Source organism: Pseudonocardia sp. C8, from assembly GCF_014267175.1.
Classification (GTDB): Bacteria; Actinomycetota; Actinomycetes; order Mycobacteriales; family Pseudonocardiaceae; genus Pseudonocardia.
The window spans coordinates 4,856,719-4,870,797 of sequence record NZ_JACMTR010000002.1 but is presented as its reverse complement, the minus strand read 5'-3'; the positions used below and the strand labels follow the sequence as shown (position 1 = coordinate 4,870,797).

General features: G+C 68.8%; 13 protein-coding genes and 1 pseudogene. 11 read left to right on the top strand and 3 right to left on the bottom strand.

From position 1 onward, the window contains the following. Positions 1–84: 84 nt before the first annotated feature. The 8 genes from H7X46_RS23085 (at position 85) to H7X46_RS23055 (ending at position 7,386) form a co-directional block, all read left to right on the top strand. The gene (locus H7X46_RS23085) at positions 85–684 is read left to right on the top strand and encodes a hypothetical protein (protein WP_005456790.1); all 600 of its coding nucleotides are present in this window, start codon (positions 85–87) and stop codon (positions 682–684) included. Positions 685–725: 41 nt separating this feature from the next. Further along, on the top strand, positions 726–2,171 hold the full coding sequence (locus tag H7X46_RS23080; protein WP_186361382.1) for an NADP-dependent isocitrate dehydrogenase: 1,446 nt from the start codon (positions 726–728) through the stop codon (positions 2,169–2,171). Between the two features lie 35 nt (positions 2,172–2,206). Next, entirely contained in the window at positions 2,207–3,889 is a 1,683-nt protein-coding gene (gene ilvD, locus H7X46_RS23075) for a dihydroxy-acid dehydratase (protein WP_005456798.1), read from the top strand. 239 nt (positions 3,890–4,128) lie between these two features. Beyond that, positions 4,129–4,914 carry an enoyl-ACP reductase FabI gene (fabI, locus tag H7X46_RS23070; protein ID WP_005456799.1) on the top strand — a complete coding sequence of 262 codons (786 nt, stop codon included), beginning with the start codon at positions 4,129–4,131 and terminating at the stop codon, positions 4,912–4,914. A 97-nt stretch (positions 4,915–5,011) separates the two neighbouring features. Next, positions 5,012–5,692, top strand: coding sequence for an ATP-dependent dethiobiotin synthetase BioD (bioD, locus tag H7X46_RS23065; protein ID WP_005456800.1), 681 nt, complete (start codon positions 5,012–5,014; stop codon positions 5,690–5,692). Between the two features lie 96 nt (positions 5,693–5,788). Then, entirely contained in the window at positions 5,789–6,640 is an 852-nt protein-coding gene (locus H7X46_RS30900) for a phosphoadenosine phosphosulfate reductase family protein (protein WP_083844754.1), read from the top strand. 49 nt (positions 6,641–6,689) lie between these two features. Further along, positions 6,690–7,088 carry a tyrosine-type recombinase/integrase gene (locus H7X46_RS30895; RefSeq protein WP_267285383.1) on the top strand — a complete coding sequence of 133 codons (399 nt, stop codon included), beginning with the start codon at positions 6,690–6,692 and terminating at the stop codon, positions 7,086–7,088. Continuing rightward, positions 7,003–7,386 (top strand): helix-turn-helix transcriptional regulator, encoded by a 384-nt coding sequence (locus H7X46_RS23055; protein WP_005456801.1) that lies wholly within the window; start codon positions 7,003–7,005, stop codon positions 7,384–7,386. The genes H7X46_RS30895 and H7X46_RS23055 overlap by 86 nt, the downstream gene beginning before the upstream one ends. A 1,280-nt stretch (positions 7,387–8,666) precedes the next feature. Here the strand turns inward: H7X46_RS23055 and H7X46_RS23050 are convergent. The 3 genes and pseudogenes from H7X46_RS23050 to H7X46_RS23040 all read right to left on the bottom strand — a co-directional run bounded on the left by H7X46_RS23050 (position 8,667) and on the right by H7X46_RS23040 (position 11,095). Beyond that, positions 8,667–9,549, bottom strand: a pseudogene (locus tag H7X46_RS23050) (IS5 family transposase). A 30-nt stretch (positions 9,550–9,579) separates the two neighbouring features. Next, a complete protein-coding gene (locus H7X46_RS23045) occupies positions 9,580–10,542 on the bottom strand; it encodes an IS481 family transposase (protein WP_186361380.1) in 963 nt (320 codons plus the stop codon). Between the two features lie 121 nt (positions 10,543–10,663). Further along, positions 10,664–11,095, bottom strand: coding sequence for a heavy metal-responsive transcriptional regulator (locus H7X46_RS23040; RefSeq protein ID WP_186361379.1), 432 nt, complete (start codon positions 11,093–11,095; stop codon positions 10,664–10,666). 151 nt (positions 11,096–11,246) lie between these two features. Between H7X46_RS23040 and csoR the strand changes: the two genes are divergently transcribed. Genes csoR through H7X46_RS23025 form a run of 3 tightly spaced genes read left to right on the top strand, consistent with a single transcriptional unit; the run spans position 11,247 to position 14,046 of the window. Beyond that, on the top strand, positions 11,247–11,621 hold the full coding sequence (gene csoR / locus H7X46_RS23035; protein ID WP_186361378.1) for a copper-sensing transcriptional repressor CsoR: 375 nt from the start codon (positions 11,247–11,249) through the stop codon (positions 11,619–11,621). Then, positions 11,618–11,857: a cation transporter gene (locus tag H7X46_RS23030; RefSeq protein WP_186361377.1), complete on the top strand. Its 240-nt coding sequence runs from the start codon at positions 11,618–11,620 to the stop codon at positions 11,855–11,857. Before csoR ends, H7X46_RS23030 begins: the two co-directional genes overlap by 4 nt. After that, positions 11,854–14,046, top strand: coding sequence for a heavy metal translocating P-type ATPase (locus tag H7X46_RS23025; RefSeq protein WP_345368245.1), 2,193 nt, complete (start codon positions 11,854–11,856; stop codon positions 14,044–14,046). Before H7X46_RS23030 ends, H7X46_RS23025 begins: the two co-directional genes overlap by 4 nt. Positions 14,047–14,079: the final 33 nt, after the last annotated feature.

The window sequence follows — 14,079 nt, the reverse complement described above, 5'->3', positions numbered from 1 at the left end:
ACACCACCCGATGGCGGCGTCCCACCCGGAACGACCTGTCCTAACTCCCCACGTAACAGAGCCGCTTGGAAAGAGAGGTACCCGATGAGCGCGCTTCTACTGATCTCAAGTGTGGACCACGCCGAGGTCGCCGTCGAGCAGGCGAGCGACTACCTGGTCCACCACCGGCGCTACGGCGGCGATCCAGCTCAGCGGGACGCCCTGCTCGGGATTTGGATCCGCCGCGAGCTTGACGCGGACCTGCCCACGTTGTTCCCGTGCGGCGAGCATGTGCAGACCTGCGGATGCGCCGTCGGGGACCCCACGGAAGGGCGCCCGCCAGCAGTGCCGGTGGGGATCCGGACCTCCTCCTCGGTGTCCGGGCTGTGGTCGCTGTGCTGGCTGGACGGTTCCGCCCTGCGCGAGGCACACAACCCCCACCAGCGACGGCGCCTGATCCTCGATGTCCTGGTGCAAGGCGCGGCGCCCGCAGCGAGCCTGCCGGGAGCGTTCTTTCCGGTCTTCGCGCACACCGACTCCCGCGACACCGTCCACGCCACCCTGACCGAACTCGGCAGCCGCTACCCGCGCCTGGTCGCGACCCACTGGTACATCGATGACCCAGAGCAGGGCATCAGTGGACCGTGCGGCACGACCAGCGCCGGATGCCGGCTCGCACGCGGCACCGCCACGACTCGCCCCTAGCCCATCCAGCGTCCCGTCACGTCCTCGGTCTCAGGAGCAGCATGACCACGCATTCCACATCCGCACCGATCACCGTCGCCCACGGAGACGGAATCGGTCCGGAAATCATGGAAGCCACCCTTTCGGTGCTCAACGCCGCAGGCGCGGCCCTTGACATCGACACGATCACCATCGGAGAGTCGGTCTATCAGGCTGGCAACCCCGCCGGCGTCACTCCCGAGGCGCTCGAGTCGATCCGCCGCACGGGTGTGTTCCTCAAGGCGCCCATCACCACCCCGCAAGGCGGAGGGTTCAAGAGCCTCAACGTCACCGTGCGCAAGACGTTCGGTCTCTATGCCAACGTCCGGCCATGCGTCGCCTACGCACCGTTCGTCGCCACCAAGCACCCTGGCATGGACGTCGTCATCGTTCGGGAGAACGAAGAGGACCTCTACGCCGGCATCGAGCACCGCCAGACCGACGAGGTCGTGCAGTGCCTCAAGCTCATCTCCCGGCAGGGATGCGAGCGGGTAATTCGCTACGCCTTCGAGTACGCCACAGCCTATCGGCGAACCAAGGTGACAGCGTTCACCAAGGACAACATCATGAAGATGACCGACGGCCTGTTCCACCGGGTGTTCGACGAGGTCGCCGCCGACTACCCCGATATCCAGGCAGAGCATTGGATCGTCGACATCGGTGCGGCCAAGCTCGCCGACACCCCCGAGGCGTTCGACGTCGTCGTCCTGCCGAACCTCTACGGCGACATCCTCTCCGACGTCGCCGCCCAGATCGCCGGATCTGCCGGCCTCGCCGGAAGCGCGAACATCGGCGAGCGAGTCGCCATGTTCGAAGCCATCCACGGATCCGCCCCCCGGCGAGCCGGCCAAGACGTTGCGAATCCTTCAGGGCTGCTGCTGGCCGCGGTACAGATGCTGGTCCACATCGGACAAGCCGACGTCGCGAGCCGAGTCCACAACGCCTGGCTGCGGACCATCGAAGACGGCATCCACACCTACGACATCTACGAGCCCGATACCAGCACCTCCAAGGTCGGCACCACGGCGTTCGCGGCATCGGTCATCGACCGTCTCGGCCAAGAACCCACCCGGCTGCCGGCAACGCACTACGCCCAGCACAGGCCGATCACCGTCAAGCTCGCGGGCCGATCCGCTGCCGCCAAGACCCAGCTCGGCGTCGACGTGTTCGTCCACAGCCCAGACACCACCCCAGACGAACTCGCCGCCAAGCTTCGTCCGTTCGCCGCACCCCTGCACCTTGACATGATCTCCAACCGGGGACAGAAGGTCTGGCCAGGCGGCGCGCCCGAGACCCTGCTCACCGACCACTGGCGATGCCGCTTCCTCGACCCGCGCGGGACCACCACCGCCGCCGAGGTCGTCGCCCTCCAGGCCCGCATGGTCGAGCACGGCATCGAACCGATCAAGACCGAAGGACTCTACGCCTTCGACGGCGAACCCGCATTCACCCGAGGCCAGGGCCAATGAAGGGCCGAGCTGACCAAGCGAAGCCGGGAGAAGACATGGACCCGCGTCACCGTAGCCGAATCGTCACCGACGGCGTCACCCGAGCACCGGCCCGGGCGATGCTGCGGGCAGTCGGGTTCGCCGACGAGGACTTCACCCGGCCGCAGATCGGTGTGGCCGCGGCCGCCAACGACCTCACACCCTGCAACATCGCCCTGGACCGCCTGGCAGGCGCGACGGCCGACGGGGTCAGGAAGGCGGGCGGGGTGGCGATGCGGTTCTCGACCATCGCCATGTCCGATGGGATCGCCATGGGGCACCGCGGCATGCGCGCGTCCCTTCCCAGCCGGGACCTCATCGCAGACTCGGTCGAGTGTGTCATGGAGGCCGAACAACTCGACGCGATGGTCACCATCGCCGGCTGCGACAAGAGCCTTCCCGGGATGCTCATGGCCGCCGCACGCCTCAACGTACCCACGGCGTTCTTGTACGGCGGCTCCTCCCTCCCCGGGAGCTGGCAGGGTCGGCCGGTGACGATCCAGGACGTGTTCGAGGCCGTCGGCGCGCAGGCAAGCGGCCTGCTCAGCACCGACGACCTCGACGAGCTGGAGCGCGCCGCGTGCCCAGGAGCCGGATCGTGCGCCGGCATGTACACCGCCAACACGATCGCCGCCGAAGCCGAAGCCCTCGGTATCGCACTGCCCGGCTCGGCATCCGCCCCCGCCATCGACCCCACACGCCCCGGCATCGCCCACGACACCGGAGCGGCCGCCGTCGCCGCCCTGCGCGCCGGGATCCGCCCACGCGACATCCTCACCCGCGAAGCCTTCGAGAACGCCATCACCGTGGTCATGGCCCTGGGCGGGTCGACCAACGCCGCGCTGCACCTACCCGCCATCGCCCACGAAGCCGGCGTCCGCCTGACCCTCGACGACTTCGACCGGATCAGCCGACACACCCCCCACATCGCCGATCTCCGTCCCGGTGGGCGCCACGTCATGGCCGACCTGCACCAGGTCGGTGGCGTGCCCGCAGTGCTCGCCGCGCTGCTGGACGCCGGACTGCTCCACGGCGACTGCCTGACCGTGACCGGAGCCACCCTGGCCGAGAACCTCGCCGAACTCGCAGCCCCGAAACCCGACGGTACGGTCCTCCGAACGCCAGATGACCCGCTCCGCCCCGACGGCGGCCTGGCCATCCTCCGCGGGGCACTCGCCCCCAGCGGCGCGGTGGTCAAGATGGCCGGCCTGACCGTCGACCGCTTCCACGGCACAGCCCGGGTCTTCGACAACGAAGACGCCGCCATGGGCTACGTCTCAGGCGGTCGCCTCACCGCAGGCGAGGTGATCGTGATCCGGTACGAAGGCCCACGCGGCGGACCGGGAATGCCGGAGATGCTCGCCGTCACCGCCGCTGTCCGCGGCACCGGCCTGGGTGACCAGGTGGCGCTGGTCACTGACGGCCGCTTCTCCGGCGCCACCACCGGCCTCTGCGTCGGCCACGTCGCCCCCGAGGCCGCTGCCGGCGGGCCGCTGGCGCTGGTCGCCGACGGCGACCCGATCATGATCGACATCCCGGCACGCACCATCGATCTCGACGTCAACCCTGCCGAACTCGAACGACGCCGTCACCGCTGGCACCCACCCCCTGCCCCGACCGGCAACGGCTTCCTAGCCAAGTACAGCCGCCTCGTCGGCTGCGCCTCGCAGGGGGCGCTCGTCGGCGCCACCCCACGATGAGCAGCCCCACCCGACGCAAACACCATCATGTCACGCGAGCGATCCGGCTTTTCTCCCATCGCCGTGCCGGCGGCACGGCCTGCGGGGCGCATCGGCGGTGCCGCCAGCGCCGACCGCCCTGTCGAAGGAATCACCGCCACGACCGGACCCTGCATCCGCCGGGCCATCGACGTCCACCAAGCGGTCACGACCCACGCCTGCCGGGCCGCACACACCAACCCCCGCGAAGGAGCCGCACTGTGTTGGACGGCAAGCACATCCTGGTGACCGGGGTCGTCACCACCGACAGCATCGCCTTCGCCGTCGCCCGCCGCGCCCAACAACTCGGCGCCGAGGTGCTGCTCACCGGGCTCCCCCGCGATCTCGATCGGGCCCGTGCGGCGGCAGCGCAGCTCACCGGCGACATCGACGTCATCCCCTTCGACGCCACTGCCTCCCACGACACCGCCCGGCTCACCGCAACGATCGCTGAGCGGTGGGAGAGACTCGACGGCGCCCTGCACGCCATCGCCTTCGCACCCGCCGACGCCCTGGAAGGCCCCCTACTCAACGCCCGCCCCGAAGGGATCGGACTGGCGTTCCAGACCAGCACCGTATCCCTCGCCGCGCTCGCCGCGGCGGTGAACCGGCTCGCCCCACCCTCCGGCGCCAGCCTGGTCGGGCTCGACTTCGACGCCAGCGCCGCGTGGCCGGTCTACAACTGGATGGGCGTCTGCAAAGCCGGACTGGAGTCGCTCAACCGGTACCTCGCACGCGACCTCGGGCCTGCCGGAATCCGGGTCAACCTCGTCGCGGCCGGGCCGATCCATACCCGGGCGGCCACCGGCATCCCCGGCTTCGAAGCCCTGCTCGACGCCTGGGCAACCCGTTCGCCCTTGCGGTGGGACCCAGCCGACTCGACCCCGGTGGCCGACGCCGTCTGCTTCCTGTTCTCCGACCTCGCCCGCGCTATCACCGGCGAGATCCTCCACGTCGACGGCGGCTACCACGCCATGGCCGCGCCCCTGCGCCAACAGGGATCATGATGGGCCACGAGGACATCCAACACCTCCACACTGATCAGGGCAGGTGCCCTGGCGCAGACTGGGCAAGATCTCGGCTGGTTGACCCGGTGGGCGCTCCATGACCCGACCTAGCCGACTCATCCTGGTCACCGGCACCGGCACCGAGGTCGGCAAGACCTGGGTGACCGCCGCCTTGTCGCGACGATTGCGAGCATTTGGCATCGAGGTCGCGGCCCGCAAACCGGCGCAGTCGTTCACACCCGGTGATACCGCGACCGACGCCGCCGTGCTCGGCGAGGCAACTGACACGCCCGCCGACACGGTGTGCCCGCCACACCGGTGGTACCCGGTACCCCTCGCGCCACCGATGGCCGCCGACACCCTACAACTGGCTCCGATCCTGCTCGACGACCTCGTCGCCGAACTCGACTGGCCCTCAGACGTCGCCATCGGCTTCGTCGAGGGCGCAGGCGGGCTGTGCTCACCAATCGCCCATGACGGCGACACCCTCTCACTGGCGCAGCGGGTGAGACCGGACCTCGTGCTACTGGTCACCGAGCCTGTCCTAGGAGTTGTGTCCCAGGTGCGCCTCGCCGCGCGAGCCCTCACCGGACACGAGGTGCTAGTCGTCCTGAACCGATACGACCCCAGCGACGAGGTGCACCGGCGTAGCCGCGACTGGCTGACAGCCATCGACGCGCTCGCCGTACTCACCAACCACGACCTCGCCGACACCGTTGATTCCGACGCGGCCTGGCGCGCCATCAGCGGCGAGCCCCCCTCGGCACGCAATCCCTGACCACGCCCCTCGGTCACTGACCCGCTTACCCACGTCCTGGACCCGAGCGGTTGGTCAGACCGGGTCAGTTTCACCCGGCAGCGACAGTCACCATGAGTGATCGCGAGAGGTGAGAACTCGACGCGGAACGGTATTGCTCTGCGCCAGCAGGCTCGCCTGAGTCGTGGCGAGGCTGCCAGCAGCGGCCGGCGCACTGTCGACACCTGGCTTCCGATCCACGACTGGACCGAAACCCAGGTATGGCAACGCATCCATGCGTCAGGTGTGCCGTACCACCCGGCCTACGACCAGGGCATGACCCGCCTGTCGTGCTCCCTCTGTGTGCTCGCCAGCCGCGCGGATCTGGTTCGCGCCGCACAACTACGCCCGGAACTGGCCGCCGAGTACGCGGAGCTGGAAGCCGAGATCGGGCACCGGTTCCGCAACGACCTGTCCATGGCCGAGATCATCACCGCCGCCGAGCAAGCCGCAACCGCGGGACACACCGAGGAGACAGCCACGATCGAGCTCGGCCAGGGCCAACTGTGGTGGCCGAGGTTCGAACGCCAGTCCGACCGCTACGGCACCGTGTTCCTGCTCACCGGTCCGGATGCCGAGGACTACGTCTCGTTCGAGAACGCACCCGTCGGCCAACCGGGACGACTCGTCGCCATCGTGGTCGAGACACGTCGCTCCGAGCACTGTGGCGACATAGCGCGGTCCCTGGCACCCGTCACGCCGACGGTCGGCGAGGAGATCACGCTCGGCGCCGGCACGTTGTTCACCGACACCGATGCCGATCTCGGCATACCCACCGCCGTCGGCCTCGCGCCGGACGACAACCGGGACGCCGACTGGCTCGACCCACGCGCCTTGTACCGCTGCCACAACCAAACCGTGCGGCTCGAACTCCGCATCAGCAGCCACACCAACAAGCGCGCACACGACACCAGGCCACGCGCAGCCTGAGAGCCGTCGCTGGCGCGGCGAACAAAGTCACAAAGGCCGTCCCTGCTCAATCGCCACACGAACCCCACCGCACACGCCGAGTGCGGGAAGAAGGAGAACGTACGTGACCAGGCTGATCGAGTCCGGCTATGACGGGCAGTTCGTCACTGACCAGGTCGGTCATTCCCACGCGGCGACCACGGCGATCTACACGGCGGTCAGCAGCGACTTCAAGAACCTAAAGGTCCGCGAGCACCTGGACGCGGTGCCGAGGAAGCCGTGCTGCAACGCGCCTTCGCGATGGCCGAGACGGAGGCGGAGATGGACGACGACTTCAGCGATCACACGTCAGGTGAGCCTGCTGGCCGCCGGAGGAGGGTGCGATGAACGCGGTGTCCCGGCAAGGACCGGACGAGCAGAACGACGACGTGCAGGTCCGGCAGCCGCGCTACGAGTGGCGGCTGCGTGAGCTGATGGCGGTCCGCAAGAACTGGTACACCACCACGAAGCTGATCCCGGAGTTGCGCAAGTACGGCTTCGAGTTCGACCGCAGCTCGATCTACCGGCTCGTCAGCACCGAACGTCCGCCGAAGATGCCGATCGAGTTGATCCTGGCCTTGTGCAAGATCCTCGACTGCCGCTTCGAGGACCTGGCGGTGGAGGTCGAGCCGCAATCGGCCACCGAGGAGCCGGCTCGCCGGGGTCCGCGGCCGGCCGTGCCGGACATGCCGTTGTTGTCCGCGGACTTCTTCGACGCCGAGAGCTGACCGGACACCGGGTCACGCACGTGGGGAAAGGGCGAGGTGTCTGCGCCAGCTGTGGATGCGACCGATCTCTGGTCGCTAGCGGGCTGTGCCATACCTGCTACCACGCCCGCCGGGACAAGGAGAGCTGTGTCGGGTGTGGCCGTCTGACCGTTCCGATTGGACGTACGGCGGAGGGGGCGTGGTGCCAGAACTGCAACGGAAAGCGCCGGGCCGAACCGTGCTCGCTGTGCGGTCGGTCGGGGCGGGTGCCCGCGCGGCGCTACGGGCAGCCGGTGTGTTCGCGGTGTTGGCAGCGCGAGCGGCGCGTCCCGCTGCCCTGCTCGGTATGCGGGCGGACGATGAAGGCCACGAAGAACAGCCCGCAGGGCCGGGTCTGCTACACCTGCCACCGCAAGACCGTTCCCCGCGAGCCCTGCTGGATGTGCGGCAAGGTCGTGCTGGCCGCCGCCCACACCGAGGAAGGAGCGTGGTGCGAACGATGCCGCCGGACGCATCTGGCCGAGCCCTGCTCACGATGCGGCCAGACGGCGCCGGTCACCGTCCGCGACGACGAGAAACGGCCGGTGTGCCGGCGGTGTTGGCAGCGCGGGCATCAACGGCCGCTGCGCCGGTGCATCGACTGCGGCGAGGACAAGCCTGCGGCTCGGCTCATCGAGGACGGGCCACTGTGCGAGAAGTGCGACAACCGGCGTGCGCCGGAGGTGCTGTGCCCGCGCTGCGGGAAGACCCGCAAGGTCGGGATTCTGAGCACGGGGGTTTGCCGGGCCTGCGCCCAGCAAGCTGGGCCACGCCAGCCGTGCCACAACTGCGGCCGGACCAGGTTGGTGGCCTACCGCGACGCCGACGGCGAACCGTGGTGCGACGGCTGCCGCCGCCAGACGCTGGCCGAACCGTGCTCGGGCTGCGGCGTCCACAAGGTGGTGTGCGCGCGTGACCATAATGGACCGTGGTGCAAAGCGTGCTGGGAAGTGGTGCGGCCCGGTCCGCCGTGTACCGACTGCGGGCAACGACCGTCGATGTCCGTGCCAGCTACGGACGGTGTGGCCAGGTGCGTGCCGTGCTACCTGGCCGCCCAGGTCCCCTGCACCCGATGCGGAACCACCGCCCGCGCCGAACAACATTGGCCGGAGGGCCCGGTCTGCCTGTCCTGTGTGGACGCGGTACGGCTCACACACGAGCACTGCCACTGCTGCGGCCAACTAGCCGCGGTGTTCCGCCGCGAGCCCGCCGGGCCGTTGTGCCCGGACTGCGCGGGCGTCACCTTCTCCTAGGGCGTGTTGCTAAATCCATTGGAGGGCTGCGGCGATACGGATCCCGGCCGCGTATGAGCAGGCCGTCTTGTCGAACCGCGATGCGAGTCCTCGCCACTGTTTCAACGCGTTGAAGCACCGCTCGACGACGTTGCGGCCCTTGTAGCGTTCCTTCTGCTCGTTGCCGAAGTCGATCGGGCGGCCTGGCCGCGTGCGCCGGTTCGCGATCTGGTCGGCGCGCTCGGGGATGGTGGCCTTGATACCGCGCTCGCGTAGCCAGCCCCGGTTCGTCTTCGACGGGTACCCCTTGTCTGCGAGCACGCGGTCCGGGCGTGTGCGCGCAGGGCCCCGGCCGGGGACGTGGATCTCGTCGAGCACGTCGGTGAACATGCTCGTGTCCGCGACCTGCCCGCCGGTCAGTACGAACGCCAGAGCCCGGGCCTGCCCATCGCAGACGAGGTGGATCTTCGTCGTCACACCGCCCCGTGACCGGCCGATCGCGTGATCAGGCGGTTCCAGCCCGGCCTTCTTGTAGTTCGATGGAGCCCCCCGTGACCCGCCTCATCGTCGCTCCGTGCTGATGCACACGCGCGATCGACGAGTCCACCGACACAACCCAGTCGATCTCTCCTGCCAACGACGCTCGCTTCTGCACGTGAGTGAGCAGGTCGTCCCAGACGCCCGCGGCGGCCCACCGGCGGAAGTTCTTGTAAACCGTGTTCCAGCTCCCGAACCGCTCGGGCAGGTCCCGCCATGCTGAGCCCGTCCGGAACCGCCACGCGGTCGCCTCGACCACCGTGCGTCGATCTACCGGCGGACGGCCCCGCGTCCTCACCGGCGGGAACACGTCCTGGATCAGCTCCCAAACCTCGTCAGTGATGACATCTCGCGACACCCCCCAAGCATCGCCCACACATCCCGGAACAACTTTTAGCAACACGCCCTAGTTGTGTGATCCGGAGAGGTTGGGGACGCGGTCTGCTGGTGGGGCTCCGTGGATGGCGGTGTGGGGTCGGTGGAAGTTGTACCAGTCGAGCCAGTCGGCGAAGGTTCGCTGGCGTTCGCGTTCGGAGTGGTAGGGCTGTTGGTAGGCCCATTCGTCGAGCAGGGTGCGGTGGTAGCGCTCCACTTTTCCGTTCGTTTGTGGGCGCCAGGGGCGGGTGAATCGTCGGGCGATGCCCAGGTCGGTGCAGACTTGTTGCCAGGTGTTTTTGCGGTAGGACCAGGCGTTGTCGGTGAGTACTCGCTCGATGGTCACGCCGTGGCCGGTGAACCAGGCCTGCGCCCGGCGTAGGAATGCGGCGCAGGTCGCGGCCTTCTCGTCGGCCAGGGTTTCGGTGTAGGCCAGTCGGGAGTGGTCATCGAGTGCGGTGTGCAGGAACAGATATCCGCCACCGCAGGCGCGGGCTTGATTGCCCCGGCCGGCGGCACGCCCCAGGACGCGGTGGCCGCCGCCCTCGGGAATCCGACCGAGTTTTTTCACGTCAACGTGGACCAGTTCGCCGGGGCGGGGGTGTTCGTAGCGGCGCACCGGTTCGCCGGTGGCCCGGTCACACGCGGCCAGGATCGGACGGTGGTGGCGGCGCAGGACCTGGTGCACGGTCGACGCGGCGACCGGGACCCGGCCGGCGATGCGCCCCGGCCCGATCTTGTGCTCGTCACGCAGCCGCAGGACCTCGTCCTCGACCGCCCGACTCGTGCGTTGCGGACTGCGGTGCGGACGGCTGGAGCGATCGTCCATAGCCTGCTCGCCGTCGTGGCGGTAACGGCCCGCCCAGCGGGCCGCGGTCGTGTGGGCGACCTGGAACCGCTCGGCCGCACGACGAACAGGCCAGCCATCATCGACGACACATCGGGCCAGCCGCAGCCGCCCGGTCGGAGTCAGCGGAGCGTTACGGTGGACCACCAGAGGGCCTCCTCGGGTCGGCGTGTGTTCGTGGTGATCCACACCGAACCCGGAGGCCCTCACCCATATCAAGATCATCCACCGCGTGCCGACCTGTCACCAACGTGCCCGAACAGCACACCTAGTGGGTTCCCGGAGCGGGCGCAGGCTGGGATTGGATGATCGCGCAGAACCCGGAACCGGGGTCGACTCCGCCGTCATCGTGCTGGAGCAGGTTCTGGATCCGGTCGCGGAGCACGGAGAGTTCGGCGAGCATCGTGTCGAGCTCGGTTAGGCGCTGTCCCAGTGTGGCGCGCACCTGCTCGCAGGGTGTCTGCCCGTCGCGGTGCAGCTCCAGCACCGTTTTGATCTCGGTGAGCTGCAGGCCCGCGGCCTTGGCCCGGGCGATGAACCGCAGCGTCTCGATGTCGGCCTGGGTGAACAGCCGGTGGCCCTGGGCTGAGCGCGGGGCGGGCGGGAGCAACCCTCGGGATTCGTACAGCCGGATCGATTTCGCGCTCACTCCCGCCAGCGTGGCGGCTTGCCCAATCGTCCGGTGATCCCCGACGGTCAACTCCCTGCCTCCCCGCGGACGACGTCACTTCGGCACAGGCGAGCGCACGAAGCCCGCCCCGTCAGGGTAACCCCCACCCCGGGTGGGGTGGGAATATGGCCGGTAGAGGTGGGCGTTGACGGTAGTGAATACCGGAGACGAGGAGCACAGCATGGCCGACGAACTCACGGCGAAGAAGCGCGCGGCGTTGAACCGGTTGAAGACGGTGCGGGGTCACCTGGACGGGATCATCCGGATGCTGGAGGCCGACGCGTACTGCGTGGATGTGATGAAGCAGATCTCGGCGACGCAGTCGTCGCTGGAGCGGGCCAACCGGATCATGCTGCACAACCACTTGGAGACCTGCTTTTCCGAAGCAGTACTGGATGGCCGGGGTCAGCCGGCTATTGACGAGCTGGTCGAGGCGGTGAAGTTCAACCCGGCGCTGACCGGCCCGCAGGCCCGCGTCAACGGCGCCGCGGTCGGCGAAGCCGAGCCCGCTATCGACACGCAGCCGGATGCGGAGGAGGAAGGGAGCGCGGTATGACGACCACGGTGTTTTCGGTGCCCGAGATCAGTTGTGGAGCCTGCCGGTCGGCGATCGAGACCGCGGTGGCACCAACGGCCGGGGTGCGGTCGGTCGAGGTTGACCTGGACTCGAAGACGGTGACCGTCTGCCACGACCAGACGGTGTCGCTGGCCGCGCTGAGCACGCTCATCGAAGACCAGGGTTACGACGTGGCGGATACCCACGAGCAGGCCGGGCGAGGTGACCAGCAGTGACGACCTCTGAGCAGACCACACGCAGCGAGGGTGTTGATCGTCGGGAGTTCTCCGTCGAGGGCATGACGTGCGCCTCCTGCGCGATCCGGGTGCAGAAGACGTTGAACAAGCAGCCGGGCGTGACCGAGGCGCAGGTCAACTTCGCCACCGGCAATGCCCGGGTCGCCTACCAGCCCGACGAGGCCAGTGTCGACGAGTGGCAGGCGGCGGTGGATCGGCTCGGCTATCAGCTCGAACCGGTCACTGCGGAGCAACCGGCGTCGGTGAGCAAGGAGACCGAGCAAGCCACCCGTGGTTGGGTGTGGCGGATCGCGCTGGCCTGGCCGCTGGGGTTGGCGATCTTCGCGTTGACCATGTTTTTCGGTGAGCACGACTGGGCGCGGTGGGCGGCGTTCGCCGCGGCGGTGCCGGTGCAGTTCGTGGCCGGGTGGCCGTTCCTCACCGTTGCGGCCGAGCGGGCCCGGGCGCTGAGCGCGAACATGGACACGCTCATTGCCCTGGGCACGCTGACGGCGTTTTTCTACTCCACGGTGGAGTTGTTCACCGGTGGGGACCTGTACTTCGACACGGCCGCGATGATCATCGCGTTCCTGCTGCTGGGCCGCTACTTCGAAGCCCGCTCCACCAGCCGCGCCTCGCACGCGATCAACACGCTGCTGGAGATGGGCGCCAAACACGCCCGGATCGTGGTCGATGGCGCTGAGCACGACGTGCCCGTGGAACAGGTTGCCATGGGCGATGTGGTCCGGGTGCGGCCCGGGGAGAAGATTCCCGTCGATGGCGAGGTCGTCAATGGCCGCGCGGCAGTGGACGAGTCGATGCTCACCGGCGAATCCGTCCCGGTCGACAAGACCACGGGCTCCCGCGTCGCGGGCGCGACGATCAACACCGACGGGCTGCTGACCGTGCGCGCCACCGCTGTGGGCGCGGACACCGCCCTGGCCCAGATCGTGCGCCTGGTCAAAGAGGCGCAGAGCGGGCAGGCGCCGGTGCAACGGCTGGCCGACCGGGTCTCGGAGGTGTTCGTGCCCATCGTGATCGGCATCGCGGTCGTGACCTTCGCCGCCTGGAGCCTGCTCGCCGGTGACCCCACCGCCGGCACGGTCGCCGCGGTGGCGGTGCTGATCATCGCCTGCCCCTGCGCGCTCGGACTGGCCACCCCCACGGCGATCATGGTCGGCACCGGACGAGCCGCCCACCTGGGCATCCTGGTCAAGGGCGCCGAGGTGCTGGAAGGATCCAAGAAGATCACCACCGTCGTGTTCGACAAGACCGGCACCCTCACCCGCGGTCAGATGCAGCTGGCCGAAACCGCGACTGCCGACGGCTCGGAGCCCGACATGCTGCGGATGGCCGCCGCCGTGGAATCCGGCTCCGAACACCCGGTCGCCGCCGCCATCACGACTGCCGCGCACGAACGCGGCCTGGACCTGCCGGCGGTTGCGGAGTTCACCAACGTCGCCGGTCACGGCGTGCGCGCCGAGGTGGAGGGCACCGTGGTGCACGTGGGTCGCCAGGAACTGCTCGACCAGCAGCAGCTGCACCTGCCCGAACAGCTCGCGGCGCGCGCCGCCGACATGGAAGCCCAGGGCTACACCGCGGTCTACGCCGGCTGGGACGGACACGTCCACGGGGTACTGGGCGTGGCCGACACCCTCAAGGACGAGGCCACCGCGGTGGTGCGGCACCTGCACGGCATGGGCCTGGAAGTCGCCATGATCACCGGGGACAACCAGCAGACCGCTGAGGCCGTCGCCGCTCAGGCCGGCATCGACCGCGTGTTGGCCGAGGTGCTGCCCACCGACAAGGTCACCGAGGTGCGCCGACTGCAGGACGAGGGCCGCGTAGTGGCCATGGTCGGCGACGGCGTCAACGACGCCCCCGCTCTGGTGCAAGCCAACCTGGGCATCGCGATCGGCACCGGCACCGACGTGGCTATCGAATCCAGCGACATCACGCTGATGTCCGGCCAGCTGGATGGCGTCACCCACGCCATCCAGCTGTCCCGCAAGACGCTGCGCACGATCTACCAGAATCTGGGCTGGGCGTTCGGTTACAACACCGCCGCGATCCCGCTGGCCGCTCTCGGGCTGCTCAACCCGATCATCGCCGCTGCGGCGATGGCGTTCTCCTCGGTCAGCGTGGTCACCAACTCGCTGCGGCTGCGGCGCTTCGCCCGAGCCCACTGAACCGAAGGGACAGACACGATGATGATGGAGGGC